A 16,513-nucleotide genomic window follows, 5' to 3' on the forward strand; every position below is an offset into this window, starting at 1 on the left:
CCTTCGAGGCCCCCATCCACATCTCCAACGTCGCCATCGTCGACCCCTCGAGCAAGAAGCCGACCCGTGTCGGCCACCGCGTCGAGGAGAAGACCAAGGACGGCGTGAAGCGCACCGTCCGCGTGCGCTACGCGAAGAAGTCAGGCAAGGACCTCTGAACATGAGCACCACTGCCGCAGTGGCTGGCAAGATCCAGCCCCGCCTGAAGCAGAAGTACAACAGCGAGATCAAGAAGGCGCTGCAGGAAGAGTTCGGCTACGCGAACGTCATGCAGATCCCCGGTCTCGTGAAGGTCGTCGTCAACACCGGTGTCGGTGAGGCTGCGCGCGACAGCAAGGTGATCGATGGTGCGGTCGACGACCTCACCAAKATCACCGGGCAGAAGCCCGTCGTCACCAAGGCCCGCAAGTCCATCGCGCAGTTCAAGCTGCGCGAGGGTCAGCCGATCGGTGCACACGTCACCCTTCGCGGCGACCGTGCCTGGGAGTTCCTCGACCGCCTGGTCAACCTCGCACTGCCCCGTATCCGCGACTTCCGCGGCCTCTCGGGTGACCAGTTCGACGGCCACGGCAACTACACGTTCGGTCTCCAGGAGCAGTCCGTGTTCCACGAGATCAACCAGGACAAGATCGACCGCGTGCGTGGTTTCGACATCACTGTCGTGACCACGGCGAACACGGATGCCGAAGGCCGCGCCCTCCTGCGCGCCCTGGGCTTCCCGTTCCGCACGGAAGACGCCCAGGCGTAACACCCCATCCCGGTCCCTGAGCTCGTCTCAGGGCCCGGGGCCCTCATAGAAGGTCGTCTGTCGTGTAACGGCAGCCGAAACCTTATGAACAAAGGAAACAACCCATGACAATGACAGACCCGGTCGCAGACATGCTGACCCGGCTGCGCAACGCGAACTCGGCGCACCACGACTCCGTGTCGCTGCCGAGCTCGAAGCTCAAGTCGCACATCGCCGAGATCCTCAAGCGTGAGGGCTACATCGCCTCCTGGGAGGTGTCGGAAGCCCGCGTGGGCCAGACCCTCACCCTCGAGCTGAAGTACGGCCCGAACCGCGAGCGGTCGATCGCCGGCATCAAGCGCGTCTCGAAGCCCGGCCTCCGCGTGTACGCGAAGTCGAGCGAGATCCCCAAGGTCCTCGGCGGCCTCGGCGTCGCCATCCTCTCCACTTCCTCCGGTCTTCTCACGGACCGCCAGGCCGAGCAGAAGGGCGTGGGTGGGGAAGTCCTCGCCTACGTGTGGTGACCTGATATGTCGCGTATTGGACGTCTCCCGATCGACATTCCCGCCGGCGTGACCATCACGGTCGACGGCCAGGATGTCGCCGTCAAGGGGCCCAAGGGCGAGCTTGCGCTCACCGTGGCCCGTCCCATCGAGGTCGTCGTCGAAGAGGGCCAGGTGCTCGTCACCCGTCCCGACGACGAGCGTGCGTCGCGGTCGCTTCACGGCCTGACCCGCACCCTCATCAACAACAACATCATCGGTGTCACCACGGGCTACACCAAGGGCCTCGAGGTCGTCGGCACGGGTTACCGCGTTGCGCAGAAGGGCAGCTCGGTCGAGTTCGCCCTGGGCTTCTCGCACCCCGTTCTGATCGACCCGCCCAAGGGCATCACCCTGACGGTCGAGGGCAACAACAAGCTCACCGTCAGCGGCATCGACAAGCAGGCCGTCGGCGAGGCGGCTGCGAACATCCGCAAGATTCGTAAGCCCGAGCCCTACAAGGGCAAGGGTGTGCGGTACGCCGGCGAGGTCGTGCGCCGCAAGGCCGGAAAGAGTGGGAAGTAACCATGGCTGTGAAGTCGAAGACAGACGCGCGTTCGCGTCGTCACGCCCGCCTTCGCAAGAAGGTCATCGGCACCGAGGCGCGTCCGCGCCTGGTCGTCACGCGTTCGGCCCGCCACGTGTTCGTGCAGGTTGTGGACGACAGCAAGGGCCACACCGTGGCATCCGCGTCGACCCTCGAAACCGACCTTCGTACGTTCGACGGTGACAAGACCGCGAAGGCCCGCAAGGTCGGCGAACTCGTCGCCGAGCGTGCCAAGGCCGCCGGCGTCGAAGACGTCGTGTTCGACCGTGGTGGCAACCGCTACGCGGGCCGGGTCGCGGCAATCGCCGACGGCGCCCGCGAAGGGGGGCTGAACCTGTGAGTGAAATCAAGGAGACCAACGTGACCGAGCCGGCTGCTGCTGCCGCCACGACTGAGGCGCCTGCTGAGGCGACCACCGAGCGGGAGCGCGAGCCCCGCCGCGGTGGCCGTGAGCGCAACGCCAACCAGCGTGACCGCGGTTCGCGTGACGCGGACAAGAGCCAGTTCCTGGAGCGCGTCGTCACGATCAACCGCGTGTCGAAGGTCGTCAAGGGCGGCCGCCGCTTCAGCTTCACGGCCCTCGTGGTCGTGGGCGACGGAAACGGCGTCGTCGGGGTCGGCTACGGCAAGGCCCGAGAGGTCCCCCTCGCGATCTCGAAGGGTGTCGAAGAGGCCAAGCGCAACTTCTTCCGCGTTCCCCGTGTCGGCTCCACCATCCCGCACCCGGTGCAGGGTGAGGCCGCTGCCGGTGTCGTGCTGCTGCGTCCGGCATCGTCCGGTACCGGTGTTATCGCGGGTGGGCCTGTGCGCGCCGTCCTCGAGTGCGCCGGCATCCACGACGTCCTCTCGAAGTCGCTCGGCTCGTCGAACACGATCAACATCGTGCACGCGACCGTCGCAGCGCTCAAGCAGCTCGAGGAGCCGCGCGCGGTCGCCGCGCGTCGTGGCCTCGAGTTCGACCAGGTCGCCCCCGCCCGGCTCGTCCGTGCCGAGGCTGAGGCTGCCGCGGCCGCACAGAAGGTAGGTGCCTGATGGCTTCGCGGCTGAAGGTCACGCAGACAAAGTCCAAGGTGAGTGAGAAGCAGAATCAGCGGGACACGCTGCGCTCGCTCGGTCTGAAGCGGATCGGCGACTCTGTCGTCCGCCCCGACGACGCGCAGACGCGCGGCTACGTCCGGACCGTCGCTCACCTCGTGAAGGTTGAGGAGATCGACTGATGGCTGAGAACGAAAAGGTCGAGGCCGTCAAGGCTGAGGCTCCCAAGAAGAAGGCCGCCCCCAAGGCTGCCGCAAAGAAGGCGCCCGCCAAGGCTGCTGCTGACAAGGCGACCACCGCCAAGAAGGCACCCGCCAAGAAGGCCGCTCCGAAGGCGGATGCCCCGGCAGCGCGCCCCGGCGTGCTCAAGGTGCACCACCTGCGTCCCGTTCCCGGGTCCAACACCGCCAAGACCCGCGTGGGTCGCGGTGAGGGCTCGAAGGGCAAGACGGCCGGTCGTGGCACCAAGGGCCAGAAGGCCCGCTACCAGGTCAAGGCCGGCTTCGAGGGTGGGCAGATGCCGCTGCACATGCGCACCCCGAAGCTCCGCGGGTTCAAGAACCCGTTCCGGGTCGAGTACCAGGTCGTCAACCTCGAGAAGCTCGCCGAGCTGTACCCCAAGGGTGGAGAGGTCACCATCGGCGACCTCGTCGCCAAGGGTGCCGTTCGCAAGAACGAGAAGGTCAAGGTGCTCGGCACCGGCGACATCGCGGTCAAGCTCACAGTGTCGGTCGACAAGGTCTCGGGTTCTGCCGAGCAGAAGATCGTCGCCGCGGGCGGTTCGGTCAAATAGCAGTGAAGCCGCGAGGGCTGGAGCAGGTCTCCAGCCCTCGCTGCTGTCTCCGGAGCCGCCCCCGCAACGTCGAGGGGTGCGCCCTGCGTTACTCTTGTTGACGGTGCGCCCCGTCGCGCACCGGCATCCCTTCTGGAGGCATCCTCTTGTTCAGCGCTATCGCGCGGGTCTTCCGTACCCCTGATCTACGTCGGAAGATCGCATTCACACTGGCGATCATCGCCCTGTACCGGCTCGGCGCGCATGTGCCGGCCCCCTTCGTCGACTTCCCGAACGTGCAGGCCTGCCTCGCGGCGAGCGCCGGCACCGAGGGTCTGCTGTCGCTGGTCAACCTGTTCTCAGGTGGCGCGCTGCTGCAGCTGTCGATCTTCGCGCTCGGCGTCATGCCGTACATCACGTCGACGATCATCATCCAGCTCCTGCGCGTGGTCATCCCGCACTTCGAGACCCTCTACAAAGAGGGCCAGTCGGGCCAGGCCAAGCTCACGCAGTACACCCGCTACCTGACGATCGCGCTGGCGCTGCTGCAGTCCACGACGCTCGTCACGGTCGCCCGCAGCGGTCAGCTGTTCGGATCGTCCGGCGTCCCGGAGTGCCAGGATCTCCTCACCAACACCATCTGGTGGGCGCAGCTGCTGATGATCATCACGCTGACCGCCGGCACCGGCCTCATCATGTGGTTCGCCGAACTCGTCACCGAGAAGGGCATCGGCAACGGCATGTCGATCCTGATCTTCACCTCGATCGCCGCAGCGTTCCCCGCATCGCTGTGGGCCATCGCGCAGACGAAGGGCTTCGAGGTCTTCCTCCTCGTCGTCGCCGTCGGCATCGTGGTGATGACGCTCGTGGTGTTCGTCGAGCAGTCCCAGCGCCGCATCCCGGTGCAGTACGCCAAGCGCATGGTCGGCCGTCGCACCTATGGCGGCACCAACACCTACATCCCGATCAAGGTGAACATGGCCGGCGTCGTGCCCGTCATCTTCGCCTCGTCGCTGCTGTACATCCCCGCCCTGATCGCGCAGTTCAACCAGCCGCAGGCTGGCGAGACCGTGCCGGGCTGGGTCGCCTGGATCCAGCTGTACCTGGTGCGGGGCGACCACCCGCTCTACATGCTCCTGTACTTCCTGCTCATCGTCGGCTTCACGTACTTCTACGTCGCGATCACGTTCAACCCGGTCGAGGTCGCCGACAACATGAAGAAGTACGGCGGCTTCATCCCCGGCATCCGTGCCGGCCGGCCGACCGCCGAGTACCTGGACTACGTGCTCACCCGCATCACGCTGCCCGGCTCGATCTACCTCGGTCTGATCGCGCTGCTTCCGCTGATCGCGCTGGCCCTCGTCGGTGCGAACCAGAACTTCCCGTTCGGCGGCACCTCGATCCTGATCATGGTCGGCGTCGGTCTCGAGACGGTCAAGCAGATCGATGCGCAGCTGCAGCAGCGGCACTACGAAGGGCTGCTCCGGTGACGGGGGCGCGCGACGCGCGTCACGTCCGGCTCCTGATCGTCGGGCCGCAGGGCTCAGGCAAGGGCACCCAGGGCATCCGCATCGCGGAGGGCTTCGGCATCCCGGCCATCTCGACCGGGGACATGTTCCGGGCCGCGGTGGCGAGCGGCTCCGAGCTCGGCACACAGGTCACCGAGATCATCCAGGCCGGCAACCTCGTGCCCGATGAGCTGACCAGCGCGGTCGTGCGCGACCGGCTGTCGCAGCCGGATGCCGCGAGCGGCTTCCTGCTCGACGGCTACCCGCGCAACCTGGGCCAGGTCGCAGACCTCGACGCCTTCCTCGGCGGACGCGGTGAAGAGCTGGACGCGGTGATCGAGCTCGTGGTGCCGCGCGACGAGAGCATCTCCCGCCTGTCGCTGCGTGCAGCGAAGCAGGGTCGCAGCGACGACACCGAAGAGGTCATCGTCAACCGGCTCGCGATCTACGAGCGTGAGACGGCCCCGATCCTCGATGTCTACCGGCCGCGCGGCATCGTCGTCGAGATCGACGGCGTCGGCTCGCTCGACGAGATCACCGACCGGATCGTCGCCGCTCTCGAGGCCCGTGGCCTCGCGCGCGCTGCCGCCGCCTGACGTGGTCGCGTTCCGCCGCTCGATCTACAAGTCGCCCGCCCAGCTGCGGTCGATGGTGGAGCCCGGGCTGATCACGGCCGCCGCGCTGGCCGCGGTGCGCACCCTGATCGCACCGGGTGTCACGACGGCGGAACTGGATGCCGAGGCATCCCGTGTCATCGGCGCTCGGGGCGCGCTCTCGAACTTCCAGATGGTGCGCGGGTACCGCCACACGATCTGCACGTCGGTCAACGAGCAGGTCGTGCACGGGATCCCGTCCTCGCGCGTGCTCGAGCCGGGCGATATCGTCTCGATCGACGCGGGCGCGGAGTATCGCGGCTGGAACGGCGACTCGGCCTTCACGGTCGTCGTGCCGGACCCGTCGCGCCCCGAGGTCGTCGCCGAGCGCGAGCAGCTGTCCCGCATCACCGAGGGTTCGCTGTGGGCGGGGATCGCGGCGCTTGCCACGGCCCGCCACCTGGGCGAKGTCGGCGGCGCGGTGCAGGACTACATCGTCGCGTCGGGCCTCGGCTACGGCATCCTGCGCGACTACGTCGGCCACGGCATCGGCCGCAAGATGCACGAGTCGCCGTCGGTGTTCAACTACCGCGTCCCCGAGGACGGGCCCGATGTGCGGCCCGGCCTCGCCGTCGCGATCGAGCCGATGGTCGTCATCGGAGACCAGGCGACCTTCATCGAGGACGACGGCTGGACCGTCTCGACGCTCGACGGCACCGCCGGCTCCCATTGGGAACATAGCGTCGCCGTGCATGATGGCGGGATCTGGGTGCTGACGGCACCCGACGGCGGGGCCGCGGGCCTCGCGCCGTTCGGTGTCGTGCCGACGGCGATCGACTGAGAGGCAGAGGTATGGCTGCGGCTGCACGCAAGGTGAACTGGTTCGCGATCTGGATCAGCGTGGGGGTCGTCGTGGCGCTCGTGGTCGTCGGCGGACTGGTCGTGTGGATGAACAACGCGGCGACCTCGACCGCACCCGGTCAGTCTCCGGAGGCCTCGAACATCGACACCGAGACCGGCGCGATCATCGTGGGCGACGGCGCGGACGTGCTCGACACCTACATCGACTTCATGTGCCCGATCTGCAACGACTTCGAGCAGAGCTACGGCTCGACGATCGAGGGCCTGGTGGACGACGGGACGATCACCCAGAACATCCACCCGATCTCGATCCTCGACCGGGCCTCGCAGGGCACCGAGTACTCCACCCGGGCTGCCAGCGCGATGTACTGCGTCGCAGTGGCGGATGCCGAGGCATCCGTCCCCTTCATGCAGGCGATGTACGCGAACCAGCCCGCGGAGGGCTCGACGGGACTGACCGACGACCAGATCCTCGCGATCGCCGAGGGCGTCGGCGTGACCGGCATCGACTCGTGCGTGAACGACGGGATCTACATGGACTACGTCACGGCCATGACCAAGAAGACCCCGGTCAAGGAGGGCGCCGCCGGCATCGGCACTCCCACGGTGGTGCTGAACGGCGAGATCCTGACGCTGACCGGCGACCCCAAGGCCGACCTGGTGACCCCCCTCCAGGGCTGACCCTCCCCTCTGCTTCTACTTCGCGTCGAGCCGATACGTTCGCCGCGAGTCGATACGCTCCCCATGGTGGGAACGGTATCGGCTCGACGGCAACGTCTCGGCTCGCGCTGGGTTTTCGCGGCGGCGGCTCCTCCCGAGAAGGGATGGCGGCGGGGGATTCCACACCTAAGGGACGGGTCGGATGCCGGGGCCCAGCCTGGAGGCACGGTTGTGGCGTGCGAATCTCGGATGCTCGTGGCCACCTGCTGTTCCGCTCGGACCTCGAGGCAAGAGGGCTGAGCGACAGAGCGGTGTCGGCTGCGCTCGCTGATGGGACGCTGCGGCGGGTGCATCGGGGCGTCTACGCGAAAAGTCGGTGTGGGACGCGCAGTACTCCGAGGGTCGTCATCTGCTGCAGGTGGTGGCCGTCGACGCGCAGCGCTCGAGCTCCGAGGCGCCGTACTCGCACGTCTCGGCTGGAGCGATCCACGAATTGCCGCTCTTCCGGCTTACCCCGACGCACGTCCACACGAGCAGTGCGGGGCTCGATGGCCACACGAACAGCGGGCGTCCCGGCATCGCCAGGCACGAGATCGAAGTGGCGGCGACCGAGCGCACGACGATCGACGGGATTCCGTGCACGACCCTGGCGCRCACCGTCGCGGACATCGTCCGAACGGTGCCGCTCGAGGCCGGGCTGTCAGTAGCGGACGCTGCCCTCCGCAAAGTCGCGTGGGACGGCTCTGCTCACATGTACCACTCGGCCGCGGCCCAGGAATTCATCGCCGAAGTCCTCACTATCGCAGAGCGCCACCGCAGGGCGCGGGGAGTGCGACGGGCGCGGTTGGTGATGGGCCTCGCCGACGGACGTGCCCAGCTGCCTGGCGAGAGCGTCAGCCGGCTGTACCTGCTCGACCTCGGATTCCGGGTTCCGCAGCTGCAGGTACCGATTCCCTCCCCGCATGACGGCTTCTACTACGTCGACTTCGACCTGGGGGACGCCTGGGGCGAGTTCGATGGCAAGGGCAAGTACCTGCTGCAGGCCGAAGAGCGTGGCATCAGCCTCGAGCAGGTCATGCTCGAGGAGAAGCAGCGCGAGGACTGGATCCGAGGCACCACCCACCRCAGGATGCCTCGGTGGGGGTCGGCGGACATCAAGTCTTCCGCGACGCTCGGGTCGCGGCTGGCCGCCTTCCATGTGCACCCACCCCGCTGAGCGTCACACCGCTCGCGAGCTGTGACGTTGTCCGCGAGTTGTGACGTTGCCGACGGTCGCTGGCGTATCGGCTCGCCGGGAACGTCTCGGCTCGTGGGCGCGGGCTGAGGTCTCGTCAACGGCGGGGACCCCGTCTGCCTCCCGAGCGGCGAGCCCTCGCGAGCCGTGACGTTGTTCGCGAGCCGTGACGTTGCCGACGGTTGCTGGAGTATCGGCTCGCCGGGAACGTCTCGGCTCGTGCACGGGAGTCAAGCACGGCCAGGCCGAGGGAGACGAGGGCGAGCACCCCCGCCGGGGCCCGCGCGGGTTTGCCGACCTATCCTTTATCACGTATGCTTGATCTTTGGTGCGTTGCGCCCTTGTTGGCGTGTCCAGGCACCAAACCCCCATCCACCGCAGACCGACCGGTTTGCACAAGTGTTAGCGAGCGTATGGCGAAGAAAGACGGTGTCATCGAGATCGAAGGCGTGATCTCCGAGGCGCTGCCCAACGCGATGTTCCGCGTTGAGCTCAGCAACGGACACAAGGTCCTCGCCACGATTTCGGGCAAGATGCGGCAGAACTACATCCGCATCATCCCGGAGGACCGCGTGGTCGTGGAGCTCAGCCCCTACGACCTCACCCGCGGCCGCATCGTCTACCGCTACCGCTAGACCCGGTCGAGAAGTAACGTCCCGGGCGCTCGCGCGCCCGCCCGACGAAGACAGCGAAACAGGAAACATCATGAAGGTCAAGCCCAGCGTCAAGCCGATCTGCGATCACTGCAAGGTGATCCGCCGTCACGGCGTCGTCATGGTCATCTGCAAGTCGAACCCGCGCCACAAGCAGCGTCAGGGCTAGTCACAGATTTGTCGGATGCCGCGGCACGCGGCATCCGGAACTCCACAACTGAATACACATAAAGGCAGCACCAGAACCGCGTAAGCGGGGACACCCCGGGTTGGAGGCCCGGGCACAGATGCTGCTCCACACCTCCACGTCACTCCTAGGAGATGCGCATGGCACGTCTTGCCGGCGTCGACATCCCGCGCGACAAGCGCGTGGTGATCGCCCTGACCTACATCTACGGTGTGGGTCGCACCCGTTCGAACGAAATCCTCACCGCGACCGAGATCAGCCCGGACGTCCGCGTGAAGGACCTCAGCGATGACCAGCTCATCGCGCTCCGCGACTACATCGACGCGAGCTACAAGGTTGAGGGCGACCTCCGCCGCGAGGTGGCAGCCGACATCCGCCGCAAGGTCGAGATCGGCTCCTACCAGGGCATCCGCCACCGTCGCGGCCTGCCCGTGCACGGTCAGCGCACCAAGACGAACGCGCGTACCCGCAAGGGCCCGAAGCGCACCGTCGCCGGCAAGAAGAAGGCCGGCCGCAAGTAACGCGGGCCCAGAAGGTTTAGGAGAAAACGCACATGGCACAGGCCAAGACCGCCGCGCGCAAGCCGCGTCGCAAGGAAAAGAAGAACATCGCGTTGGGCCAGGCCCACATCAAGTCGACGTTCAACAACACGATCGTCTCGATCACCGACCCGACGGGCGCCGTCATCAGCTGGGCTTCGTCCGGTGGCGTGGGCTTCAAGGGCTCGCGCAAGTCGACCCCGTACGCGGCCGGCATGGCCGCCGAGTCTGCTGCGCGTCAGGCGCAGGAGCACGGCGTCAAGAAGGTCGACGTCTTCGTGAAGGGCCCCGGCTCGGGCCGCGAGACCGCGATCCGCTCCCTCCAGGCCGCTGGCCTCGAGGTCGGCTCGATCAACGATGTGACGCCCCAGGCTCACAACGGCTGCCGTCCCCCGAAGCGCCGCCGCGTCTGATCTTCGGACCCTTCGACAGGCTCAGGGACCCAACGGCTCCTGAGGGACCGATCGGCTCCTGAGCCTGTCGAAGGACCACCGCACGCTTCCGGATGCCTCGGCGCGAGGCATCCGCGAAAAAAACTCAACACACCTCATCAAATGCAAGTGTCAAATAGCGGGCACTTCGCCGAAAGGAACACATAGTGCTCATCGCACAGCGTCCCACTCTGACCGAGGAGAAGATCTCGGAGTTCCGCAGCCGCTTCGTCATCGAGCCGCTGGAACCCGGCTTCGGTTACACGATCGGCAACGCGCTCCGTCGCAGCCTCCTCTCGTCGATCCCCGGTGCGGCCGTCACGAGCATCCGCCTCGACGGTGTCCTCCACGAGTTCAGCACCATTCCCGGTGTCAAGGAGGATGTCACCGAGATCATCCTGAACATCAAGCGCCTCGTCGTCTCGAGCGAGCGCGATGAGCCCATCACGGCGTACCTGCGCAAGACGGGTGCCGGCCAGGTCACGGCGGCGGACATCTCCGCTCCCGCCGGTGTGGAGATCCACAACCCCGAGCTGGTCATCGCCACGCTGAACGACACCGCGAAGTTCGAGCTCGAGCTCACCATCGAGCGTGGCCGTGGCTACGTGTCGGCGACGCAGAACCGCAACGAGTACGCCGAGGCGGGTCAGATCCCGATCGACTCGATCTACTCGCCGGTGCTCCGCGTGAGCTACCGCGTCGACGCGACGCGCGCAGGGGAGCGCACCGACTTCGACAAGCTCGTCCTGGACGTCGAGTCGAAGTCGTCGATCGCCCCGCGCGACGCCGTCGCTTCGGCCGGTCGCACGCTCACCGAGCTGTTCGGTCTCGCCCGCGAGCTGAACGTCGAGGCCGAGGGCATCGAGATCGGCCCCGCGCCGGTCGAGACCGTCCTGTCGAACGAGCTGTCGATGCCGATCGAGGACCTCGATCTGTCGGTGCGCTCGTACAACTGCCTCAAGCGCGAGGGCATCAACACGGTGTCCGAGCTCGTCGCCCTCTCGGAGACGCAGCTCATGAACATCCGCAACTTCGGTCAGAAGTCGGTCGACGAGGTGCGCGACAAGCTCATCTCGCTCGGTCTGTCGCTGAAGGACTCGGTTCCCGGGTTCGATGGCGCGCACTTCTACGGCGGCTACGACGACGAGACCATCTGACGGATGCCGAGGCCCGGCGGCGACGCCGGGCACAGGCATCCTGAGCCGAACCTTTTCCCACTGGAGTAATTGATATGCCCAAGCCCACGAAGGGTCCCCGCCTCGGCGGCGGTCCCGCCCACGAGCGCCTGCTGCTCGCGAACCTCGCTGCTGCGCTGTTCATCCACAAGAGCATCACCACCACCGAGACCAAGGCCAAGCGCCTGCGTCCGCTGGCGGAGCGCCTTGTCACGTTCGGCAAGCGCGGCGACCTGCACGCCCGCCGCCGCGTGCTGTCGGTCATCGGCAACAAGGAGGCCGTGCACGAGCTCTTCACCGAGATCGCGCCGCTCGTCGCCGACCGTCCGGGTGGCTACACCCGCATCACCAAGATCGGCAACCGCAAGGGCGACAACGCCCCCATGGCTGTCATCGAGCTCGTGCTCGAGCCGGTGAACCCGAAGGCCAAGAAGGCTGCTGCTTCTTCGTCGAAGCCGGCCGCCAAGGCTGCTCCGGCTCCCGTTGAGGAGGCTCCGGTTGAGGAGGCTCCCGCCGAGGACGTCGTCGACGCCGGTGCCGAGTCGCCCGAGGAAGGCGCGGCCGCTGAGGCCGTCGCCGAGGAGGCTGTCGTCGCCGACGACGCCGCCGCCGATGAGGCCAAGGCCTGACGCACAGCTCCACACGCACGCGAGACCCGCACGCCCTTCTGGGTGTGCGGGTCTCGCCGCGTTCGGGGTGTCGTTGCCTGCCCCCCCACTCTTCGTGTCGAGCCGATACGTTCCCATCGAACCGATACGCAGGCCACCGTGGGGACCGTATCGGCTCGCGCGAAACGTATCGGCTCGTGGTGATGGCGGCGAGGCTGACCCCGGCCGGGTGGGCAGACAAGAACATCCCGGGTCACAACTGCCACACGGGTCACATCCGCCCCTATCGGTCGGGGCGCCCGCCCCGCTATCCTGAGCGGATCCCCTGGGGTTCTGGGGATCTGGGGTAATCAGGAGTCAACGTCACCAGCGTTTCCGGAGATCGGACAACCGCGTCCGACGAAGTCGTTCCGGCCGCGGTCACCGCCGATTGGGTGGGCACACCGCGGCCGCGTCAGCGTGCCGGTCTGTCGATCTACTCGATCCTGCTGATCATGCTGCTGTCGGTGAGCGTGCTGTCGAGCATCGTGGTCGGCGTCATCGGCTACGTGAACGGCACCCAGGCCCTCCGCTCCATCGCGACCGAGAAGCTCGTCGAGATCCGCGAGAGCCGCGCCCGCGAGGTCACCGAGCTGTTCGCGACGATCGAGAACGCCGTGCGCCTCGGCGCGATGAACGAGACCAGCAAGCAGGCGGCCGTCGCCTTCACCGAGGGCTTCGCCGAGCYGCAGGCGCAGGAGCTGGATGCCGCGGCATCCGCTGCCGTCGACGGCTATTACGCCGACACCTTCGCCGCGCAGCTGTCCGAGGCGACCGGCAAGGATGTCGACGGATCCACCTTCACGCCGAAGGATGCTGCGGCCCAGTACCTGCAGTACCACTACGTGATCCCCTACGAGACGTGGGAAGACGCGATCAAGGTCGACGACGCGGGCGACGGCAGCGCGTGGTCGGCGGCGCACGCGCAGTACCACCCCTACTACCGCGCGATGACCGAGCTGCAGGCGTTCGAGGACGTCCTGATGATCGACACCGCGGGCAACGTCGTCTACACGGCGTACAAGGGCGTCGACCTTGGCACGAACCTGATCGACGGACCGTATCGGATGTCGAACCTGGCCGGCGCGTATCGCGAGGCCATGAGCAGCAACATCGTGGGCGACGTCGTGCTCGCCGACTTCGCGGGCTACAGCCCGAGCCTCGGCAATCCCGCCGGCTGGGCCGTGACCCCGATCGCGGTGGACGGCACGGTCATCGGAGCGCTCGCGGTGGAGCTGCCCATCGACCGGATCAACGACGTCATGACCGTGAGCGGGGAGTGGGCCGACAGCGGCCTGGGCGCCACCGGCGAGACCTACCTGGTCGGGCGCGACGGGTTCATGCGCTCGATCTCGCGGCAGCTGCACGACTCCCCGGAGGACTACGCGAAGGCCGCCATCGCGGCGGGCCTCTCTCCGGCCGCGGCGGCGCTGAGCGTGCAGAACGGCAACACCCTGCTGCAGCAGACGATCGGCGGCGACGCGGTCACCCGCGCATTGACGGGGGAGAGCGGCACCCTGCTCGCCGATGACTATCTCGGCCGCAGCAGCCTCACCTCGTACGCGCCGGTGAACGTCGACGGTCTCAACTGGGTGATCATCGCCCAGGAGTCGTACGAGGAGGCGATGGCTCCGGTCGAGGACTTCACCCGCAACCTGATCCTCTCCACCGCCGCGATGATCATCTTCGTCTGCCTGCTCTCGCTGGTGCTCGCCCAGGTCTTCGTCCGGCCGCTGCGCCGGCTGAAGGAGGCGGCCAACCGCATCGCGAAGGGCGATGAGGGCGTCCAGGTCGACGCCGGCACGAGCGACGAGCTCGCCGACGTCGCGACCGCCTTCAACGACATGAGCCGCAGCCTGCTGGTGAAGTCGCACCTGCTCGAGGAGCAGGAGAAGGCGAACGAGCGGCTCATCCTGTCGTTCATGCCCGAGGGGATGGCCGATCGCTACCGGCACGGCGACGAGGCGATCACCCAGGACAACGAGGATGTCACGGTGATCTTCGCCGACATCGTCGGGTTCGAGGAGCTCGCACTGACCCTCTCTTCCGAAGAGGCCGTCACCAAGCTCAACGAGCTCATCCGCATCTTCGATGAGGCCGCGGTGCGCCTCGGCGTCGAGCGCGTGCGCACGACCCGGCAGTCCTATGTCGCGAGCGTCGGCCTCGGCACGCCGCGGGTCGACAACGCGCGCCGCGCGGTCGAGTTCGCGATCGAGCTCAACACGATCCTCGAGCGCTACTCCGCCCACCAGGGCGTCGAGCTCGGCCTGCGCGCCGGCCTCGACTCCGGTCAGGTGACGAGCGGCCTCATCGGGCGCGCCCGCATCGTCTACGACATGTGGGGGGATGCCGTGAACCTGGCGTTCCGCGTACAGGGCGGGTCCGACGAACCGGGCATCTACATCACCCAGCGCGTCGCGGACCGCATACCTGACACGATCCCGGTCACCGCCGCGGGCGAGGTCGACACCAAGACCGGCACGCAGCGGGTCTGGCGGATCGACACCGCCGTTCCGGTCACCGGGAGCTGAGGCATCCGATGGGAGACATCACCGCGCAGCCGTGGTTCTGGCCCGCCGTCATCGTCTCGGTCGGCCTGCCGCTCGTGCTCATCGGGCTGACCGAGCTCACGAACGCGCTGGCTCGCCGCGGCAGCCGCTCGGCGCCGATCGTCGCGATGGTGCGCAACTACCTGGTGCCGGTCGCCGGGATCCTGGTGCTCATCTCGCAGCCCGACGCGTGGGAGGGGTCGGGCACCTGGCCGCGGGTCGTCTGGACGATCTTCGGCCTGCTCGTCATCGTCATCACGATCAACGCCATCAACCACCTCGTCTTCCACCGGGCCGAGAAGGGGTCGTGGCGCGACCGGTTCCCGACGATCTTCAGCGATCTGATCCGGTTCGTCTTCATCATCGTCGGCATCGCGCTGGTGTTCTACTGGGTCTGGGATGCCGATGTCGCCGGCGTCTTCGCGGCGCTGGGGATCACCTCGATCGTCGTCGGACTCGCGCTGCAGAACGCGGTCGGCTCGATCGTGTCCGGTCTGTTCCTGATCTTCGAGGCGCCGTTCCAGCTCGGCGACTGGATCGACTCGGGCGGCACCCGCGGGCAGATCATCGAGGTCAACTGGCGCGCGGTGCACCTCGACACCGGCAACGGGATCGTGATCATGCCGACGGCAGAGCTCGCCGACGGGGCGTTCGTGAACCTGTCGCGGTCGCTCGACCCGTTCGCCGCCCAGGCGGAGGTGTCGTTCTCGACGGACGACGCCCCGGTGCGGGTGCGCTCCCTCATGATCGAGGTCGCGCGCGACATCCCGCTCGTCGCCGAGAACCGCGAGCCGACCGTCACGACGGTCGGCAATGCGACCTATCGGGTGATGATTCCGCTGACGTCGCCGGGCGACGAGCAGGCCGTGCTCGACGCGTTCACGACCCGCCTCTGGTATGCCGCGCGCCGCGCCGACCTGCACCTCGATGGGGATGCGACCGACGAGTGGAACTCCGCGGAGCGGCTCGACGCCGCCCTCCACCAGATCTCGCCCTCACTCAGTCTGAGGCCGGAGGATGCCGCGGCCCTCGCCACGACCGCACGCCTGGAGCGCTACTGCGCGGGCGAGGTGATMCTGCGGCCCGGCGTCGTGCCGCACGCGACGCGGTTCATCCTCGCCGGACGCGTGATGCTCGGCGTGCCGACCGACTCGGGATTCGTGCAGATCACCGAGCTGCGCCGCAACGACGCGGTCGGCCTCACGGCGCTCACCCGCGGCGCGACCATTTCGCGGGCGATCGCGCTCACCGAGGTCGAGGTGGTTTGGATCCCGGTCGAGGTGCTCGACGAGATCGTGCGCTCGCACCCGGTGCTGGCGCGCGAGATCGTGCGCGAGAACGAGAACCGCGTGCGCCTGGCCCGCTCGGCGCTGCAGGCGGTCGGCGAGACGCTCGACCTCAGCCGGCGCGTCTTCGGCTGACCCTTGGGTTGCTGGTCTGGCCGCGCGCCGGAGCGTTCGCGAGCCGTGACGTTGTTCGCGAGCCGTGACGCTGCCGACGGTTGCGGACGTATCGGCTCGATGGGAACGTATCGGCTCGACGGGGAAGTGTGACGGCTCCCCGGGGACGGACGGATGCCGCGGCCATAGGCTGGGGCGGTGCGCATCCGCCTCGACATCGCCTACGACGGCACGCACTTCCGCGGCTGGGCGCGGCAGCCCGGGCTCCGCACCGTGCAGGGGACCCTCGAGGACGGCCTGGCGCGGATCCTCGGCGGCGAGCCCCGGCTGGTCGTCGCGGGCCGCACCGATGCGGGGGTGCACGCGACCGGCCAGGTCGCCCACCTCGACCTCGACGAACCGCAGCAGCAGCGACTCGCGGCACGGCAGCAGCAGCGGGCCGCGGCATCCGAC

20 protein-coding genes and 3 pseudogenes are annotated in these 16,513 nt (G+C 67.6%); all 23 read left to right on the forward strand.

Annotated features, from left to right (window positions below; genetic code table 11):
- Positions 1 to 158 (forward strand): annotated as a pseudogene (locus tag AC1DVT_RS10475) (50S ribosomal protein L24); the annotation flags it as partial.
- Positions 159 to 160: 2 nt separating this feature from the next.
- Positions 161 to 748 (forward strand): 50S ribosomal protein L5, encoded by a 588-nt coding sequence (rplE, locus tag AC1DVT_RS10480; protein WP_477388754.1) that lies wholly within the window; start codon positions 161 to 163, stop codon positions 746 to 748.
- A 104-nt stretch (positions 749 to 852) separates the two neighbouring features.
- A complete protein-coding gene (rpsH, locus tag AC1DVT_RS10485; RefSeq protein ID WP_457101833.1) occupies positions 853 to 1,251 on the forward strand; it encodes a 30S ribosomal protein S8 in 399 nt (132 codons plus the stop codon).
- A 6-nt stretch (positions 1,252 to 1,257) separates the two neighbouring features.
- On the forward strand, positions 1,258 to 1,794 hold the full coding sequence (rplF, locus tag AC1DVT_RS10490) for a 50S ribosomal protein L6 (protein WP_457101832.1): 537 nt from the start codon (positions 1,258 to 1,260) through the stop codon (positions 1,792 to 1,794).
- A gap of 2 nt (positions 1,795 to 1,796) precedes the next feature.
- On the forward strand, positions 1,797 to 2,156 hold the full coding sequence (rplR, locus tag AC1DVT_RS10495; RefSeq protein WP_457101831.1) for a 50S ribosomal protein L18: 360 nt from the start codon (positions 1,797 to 1,799) through the stop codon (positions 2,154 to 2,156).
- A gap of 20 nt (positions 2,157 to 2,176) precedes the next feature.
- Positions 2,177 to 2,848 carry a 30S ribosomal protein S5 gene (gene rpsE, locus AC1DVT_RS10500; protein WP_457101830.1) on the forward strand — a complete coding sequence of 224 codons (672 nt, stop codon included), beginning with the start codon at positions 2,177 to 2,179 and terminating at the stop codon, positions 2,846 to 2,848.
- Positions 2,848 to 3,033 carry a 50S ribosomal protein L30 gene (rpmD, locus tag AC1DVT_RS10505; RefSeq protein ID WP_457101829.1) on the forward strand — a complete coding sequence of 62 codons (186 nt, stop codon included), beginning with the start codon at positions 2,848 to 2,850 and terminating at the stop codon, positions 3,031 to 3,033. The genes rpsE and rpmD overlap by 1 nt, the downstream gene beginning before the upstream one ends.
- Positions 3,033 to 3,644, forward strand: a complete 612-nt coding sequence (rplO, locus tag AC1DVT_RS10510; RefSeq protein WP_457101828.1) for a 50S ribosomal protein L15 — start codon at positions 3,033 to 3,035, stop codon at positions 3,642 to 3,644. The genes rpmD and rplO overlap by 1 nt, the downstream gene beginning before the upstream one ends.
- A 146-nt stretch (positions 3,645 to 3,790) precedes the next feature.
- Entirely contained in the window at positions 3,791 to 5,113 is a 1,323-nt protein-coding gene (gene secY / locus AC1DVT_RS10515; protein ID WP_457101827.1) for a preprotein translocase subunit SecY, read from the forward strand.
- On the forward strand, positions 5,110 to 5,727 hold the full coding sequence (locus AC1DVT_RS10520) for an adenylate kinase (protein ID WP_457101826.1): 618 nt from the start codon (positions 5,110 to 5,112) through the stop codon (positions 5,725 to 5,727). Before secY ends, AC1DVT_RS10520 begins: the two co-directional genes overlap by 4 nt.
- Entirely contained in the window at positions 5,699 to 6,565 is an 867-nt protein-coding gene (map, locus tag AC1DVT_RS10525; RefSeq protein ID WP_477388757.1) for a type I methionyl aminopeptidase, read from the forward strand. The genes AC1DVT_RS10520 and map overlap by 29 nt, the downstream gene beginning before the upstream one ends.
- An 11-nt stretch (positions 6,566 to 6,576) precedes the next feature.
- Complete coding sequence (locus tag AC1DVT_RS10530) at positions 6,577 to 7,266, forward strand: DsbA family protein (protein WP_477388758.1); 690 nt, start codon at positions 6,577 to 6,579, stop codon at positions 7,264 to 7,266.
- Between the two features lie 143 nt (positions 7,267 to 7,409).
- A pseudogene (locus AC1DVT_RS10535) lies at positions 7,410 to 7,601 on the forward strand (hypothetical protein); the annotation flags it as partial.
- A gap of 20 nt (positions 7,602 to 7,621) precedes the next feature.
- On the forward strand, positions 7,622 to 8,461 hold the full coding sequence (locus tag AC1DVT_RS10540; RefSeq protein WP_477388767.1) for a hypothetical protein: 840 nt from the start codon (positions 7,622 to 7,624) through the stop codon (positions 8,459 to 8,461).
- Positions 8,462 to 8,892: 431 nt separating this feature from the next.
- Positions 8,893 to 9,114, forward strand: a complete 222-nt coding sequence (gene infA, locus AC1DVT_RS10545) for a translation initiation factor IF-1 (protein ID WP_017201569.1) — start codon at positions 8,893 to 8,895, stop codon at positions 9,112 to 9,114.
- A 70-nt stretch (positions 9,115 to 9,184) separates the two neighbouring features.
- Positions 9,185 to 9,301 (forward strand): 50S ribosomal protein L36, encoded by a 117-nt coding sequence (gene rpmJ / locus AC1DVT_RS10550; RefSeq protein WP_183499672.1) that lies wholly within the window; start codon positions 9,185 to 9,187, stop codon positions 9,299 to 9,301.
- A 158-nt stretch (positions 9,302 to 9,459) separates the two neighbouring features.
- Entirely contained in the window at positions 9,460 to 9,840 is a 381-nt protein-coding gene (rpsM, locus tag AC1DVT_RS10555; RefSeq protein ID WP_457101822.1) for a 30S ribosomal protein S13, read from the forward strand.
- Between the two features lie 32 nt (positions 9,841 to 9,872).
- Complete coding sequence (rpsK, locus tag AC1DVT_RS10560) at positions 9,873 to 10,271, forward strand: 30S ribosomal protein S11 (RefSeq protein WP_457101821.1); 399 nt, start codon at positions 9,873 to 9,875, stop codon at positions 10,269 to 10,271.
- A gap of 185 nt (positions 10,272 to 10,456) precedes the next feature.
- The gene (locus AC1DVT_RS10565) at positions 10,457 to 11,446 is read left to right on the forward strand and encodes a DNA-directed RNA polymerase subunit alpha (RefSeq protein WP_457101820.1); all 990 of its coding nucleotides are present in this window, start codon (positions 10,457 to 10,459) and stop codon (positions 11,444 to 11,446) included.
- 74 nt (positions 11,447 to 11,520) lie between these two features.
- Complete coding sequence (gene rplQ / locus AC1DVT_RS10570) at positions 11,521 to 12,093, forward strand: 50S ribosomal protein L17 (RefSeq protein WP_477388761.1); 573 nt, start codon at positions 11,521 to 11,523, stop codon at positions 12,091 to 12,093.
- Positions 12,094 to 12,506: 413 nt separating this feature from the next.
- On the forward strand, positions 12,507 to 14,642 hold the full coding sequence (locus tag AC1DVT_RS10575; RefSeq protein ID WP_477388763.1) for an adenylate/guanylate cyclase domain-containing protein: 2,136 nt from the start codon (positions 12,507 to 12,509) through the stop codon (positions 14,640 to 14,642).
- 8 nt (positions 14,643 to 14,650) lie between these two features.
- Complete coding sequence (locus tag AC1DVT_RS10580) at positions 14,651 to 16,081, forward strand: mechanosensitive ion channel domain-containing protein (protein ID WP_477388765.1); 1,431 nt, start codon at positions 14,651 to 14,653, stop codon at positions 16,079 to 16,081.
- A gap of 177 nt (positions 16,082 to 16,258) precedes the next feature.
- Positions 16,259 to 16,513: pseudogene (locus AC1DVT_RS10585) on the forward strand (tRNA pseudouridine(38-40) synthase TruA); the annotation flags it as partial.

Source organism: Microbacterium sp. P2_F9 (genome assembly GCF_056403635.1).

What these genes read in the sequence shown, in the direction of transcription:
- rpsH (WP_457101833.1), top strand. Translation starts at nt 853, where the DNA reads ATGACAATGACAGACCCGGTCGCAGACATGCTGACCCGGCTGCGCAAC.
- rplF (WP_457101832.1), top strand. Translation starts at nt 1,258, where the DNA reads ATGTCGCGTATTGGACGTCTCCCGATCGACATTCCCGCCGGCGTGACC.
- rplR (WP_457101831.1), top strand. Translation starts at nt 1,797, where the DNA reads ATGGCTGTGAAGTCGAAGACAGACGCGCGTTCGCGTCGTCACGCCCGC.
- rpmD (WP_457101829.1), top strand. Translation starts at nt 2,848, where the DNA reads ATGGCTTCGCGGCTGAAGGTCACGCAGACAAAGTCCAAGGTGAGTGAG.
- rplO (WP_457101828.1), top strand. Translation starts at nt 3,033, where the DNA reads ATGGCTGAGAACGAAAAGGTCGAGGCCGTCAAGGCTGAGGCTCCCAAG.
- AC1DVT_RS10530 (WP_477388758.1), top strand. Translation starts at nt 6,577, where the DNA reads ATGGCTGCGGCTGCACGCAAGGTGAACTGGTTCGCGATCTGGATCAGC.
- infA (WP_017201569.1), top strand. Translation starts at nt 8,893, where the DNA reads ATGGCGAAGAAAGACGGTGTCATCGAGATCGAAGGCGTGATCTCCGAG.
- rpmJ (WP_183499672.1), top strand. Translation starts at nt 9,185, where the DNA reads ATGAAGGTCAAGCCCAGCGTCAAGCCGATCTGCGATCACTGCAAGGTG.
- rpsM (WP_457101822.1), top strand. Translation starts at nt 9,460, where the DNA reads ATGGCACGTCTTGCCGGCGTCGACATCCCGCGCGACAAGCGCGTGGTG.
- rpsK (WP_457101821.1), top strand. Translation starts at nt 9,873, where the DNA reads ATGGCACAGGCCAAGACCGCCGCGCGCAAGCCGCGTCGCAAGGAAAAG.
- rplQ (WP_477388761.1), top strand. Translation starts at nt 11,521, where the DNA reads ATGCCCAAGCCCACGAAGGGTCCCCGCCTCGGCGGCGGTCCCGCCCAC.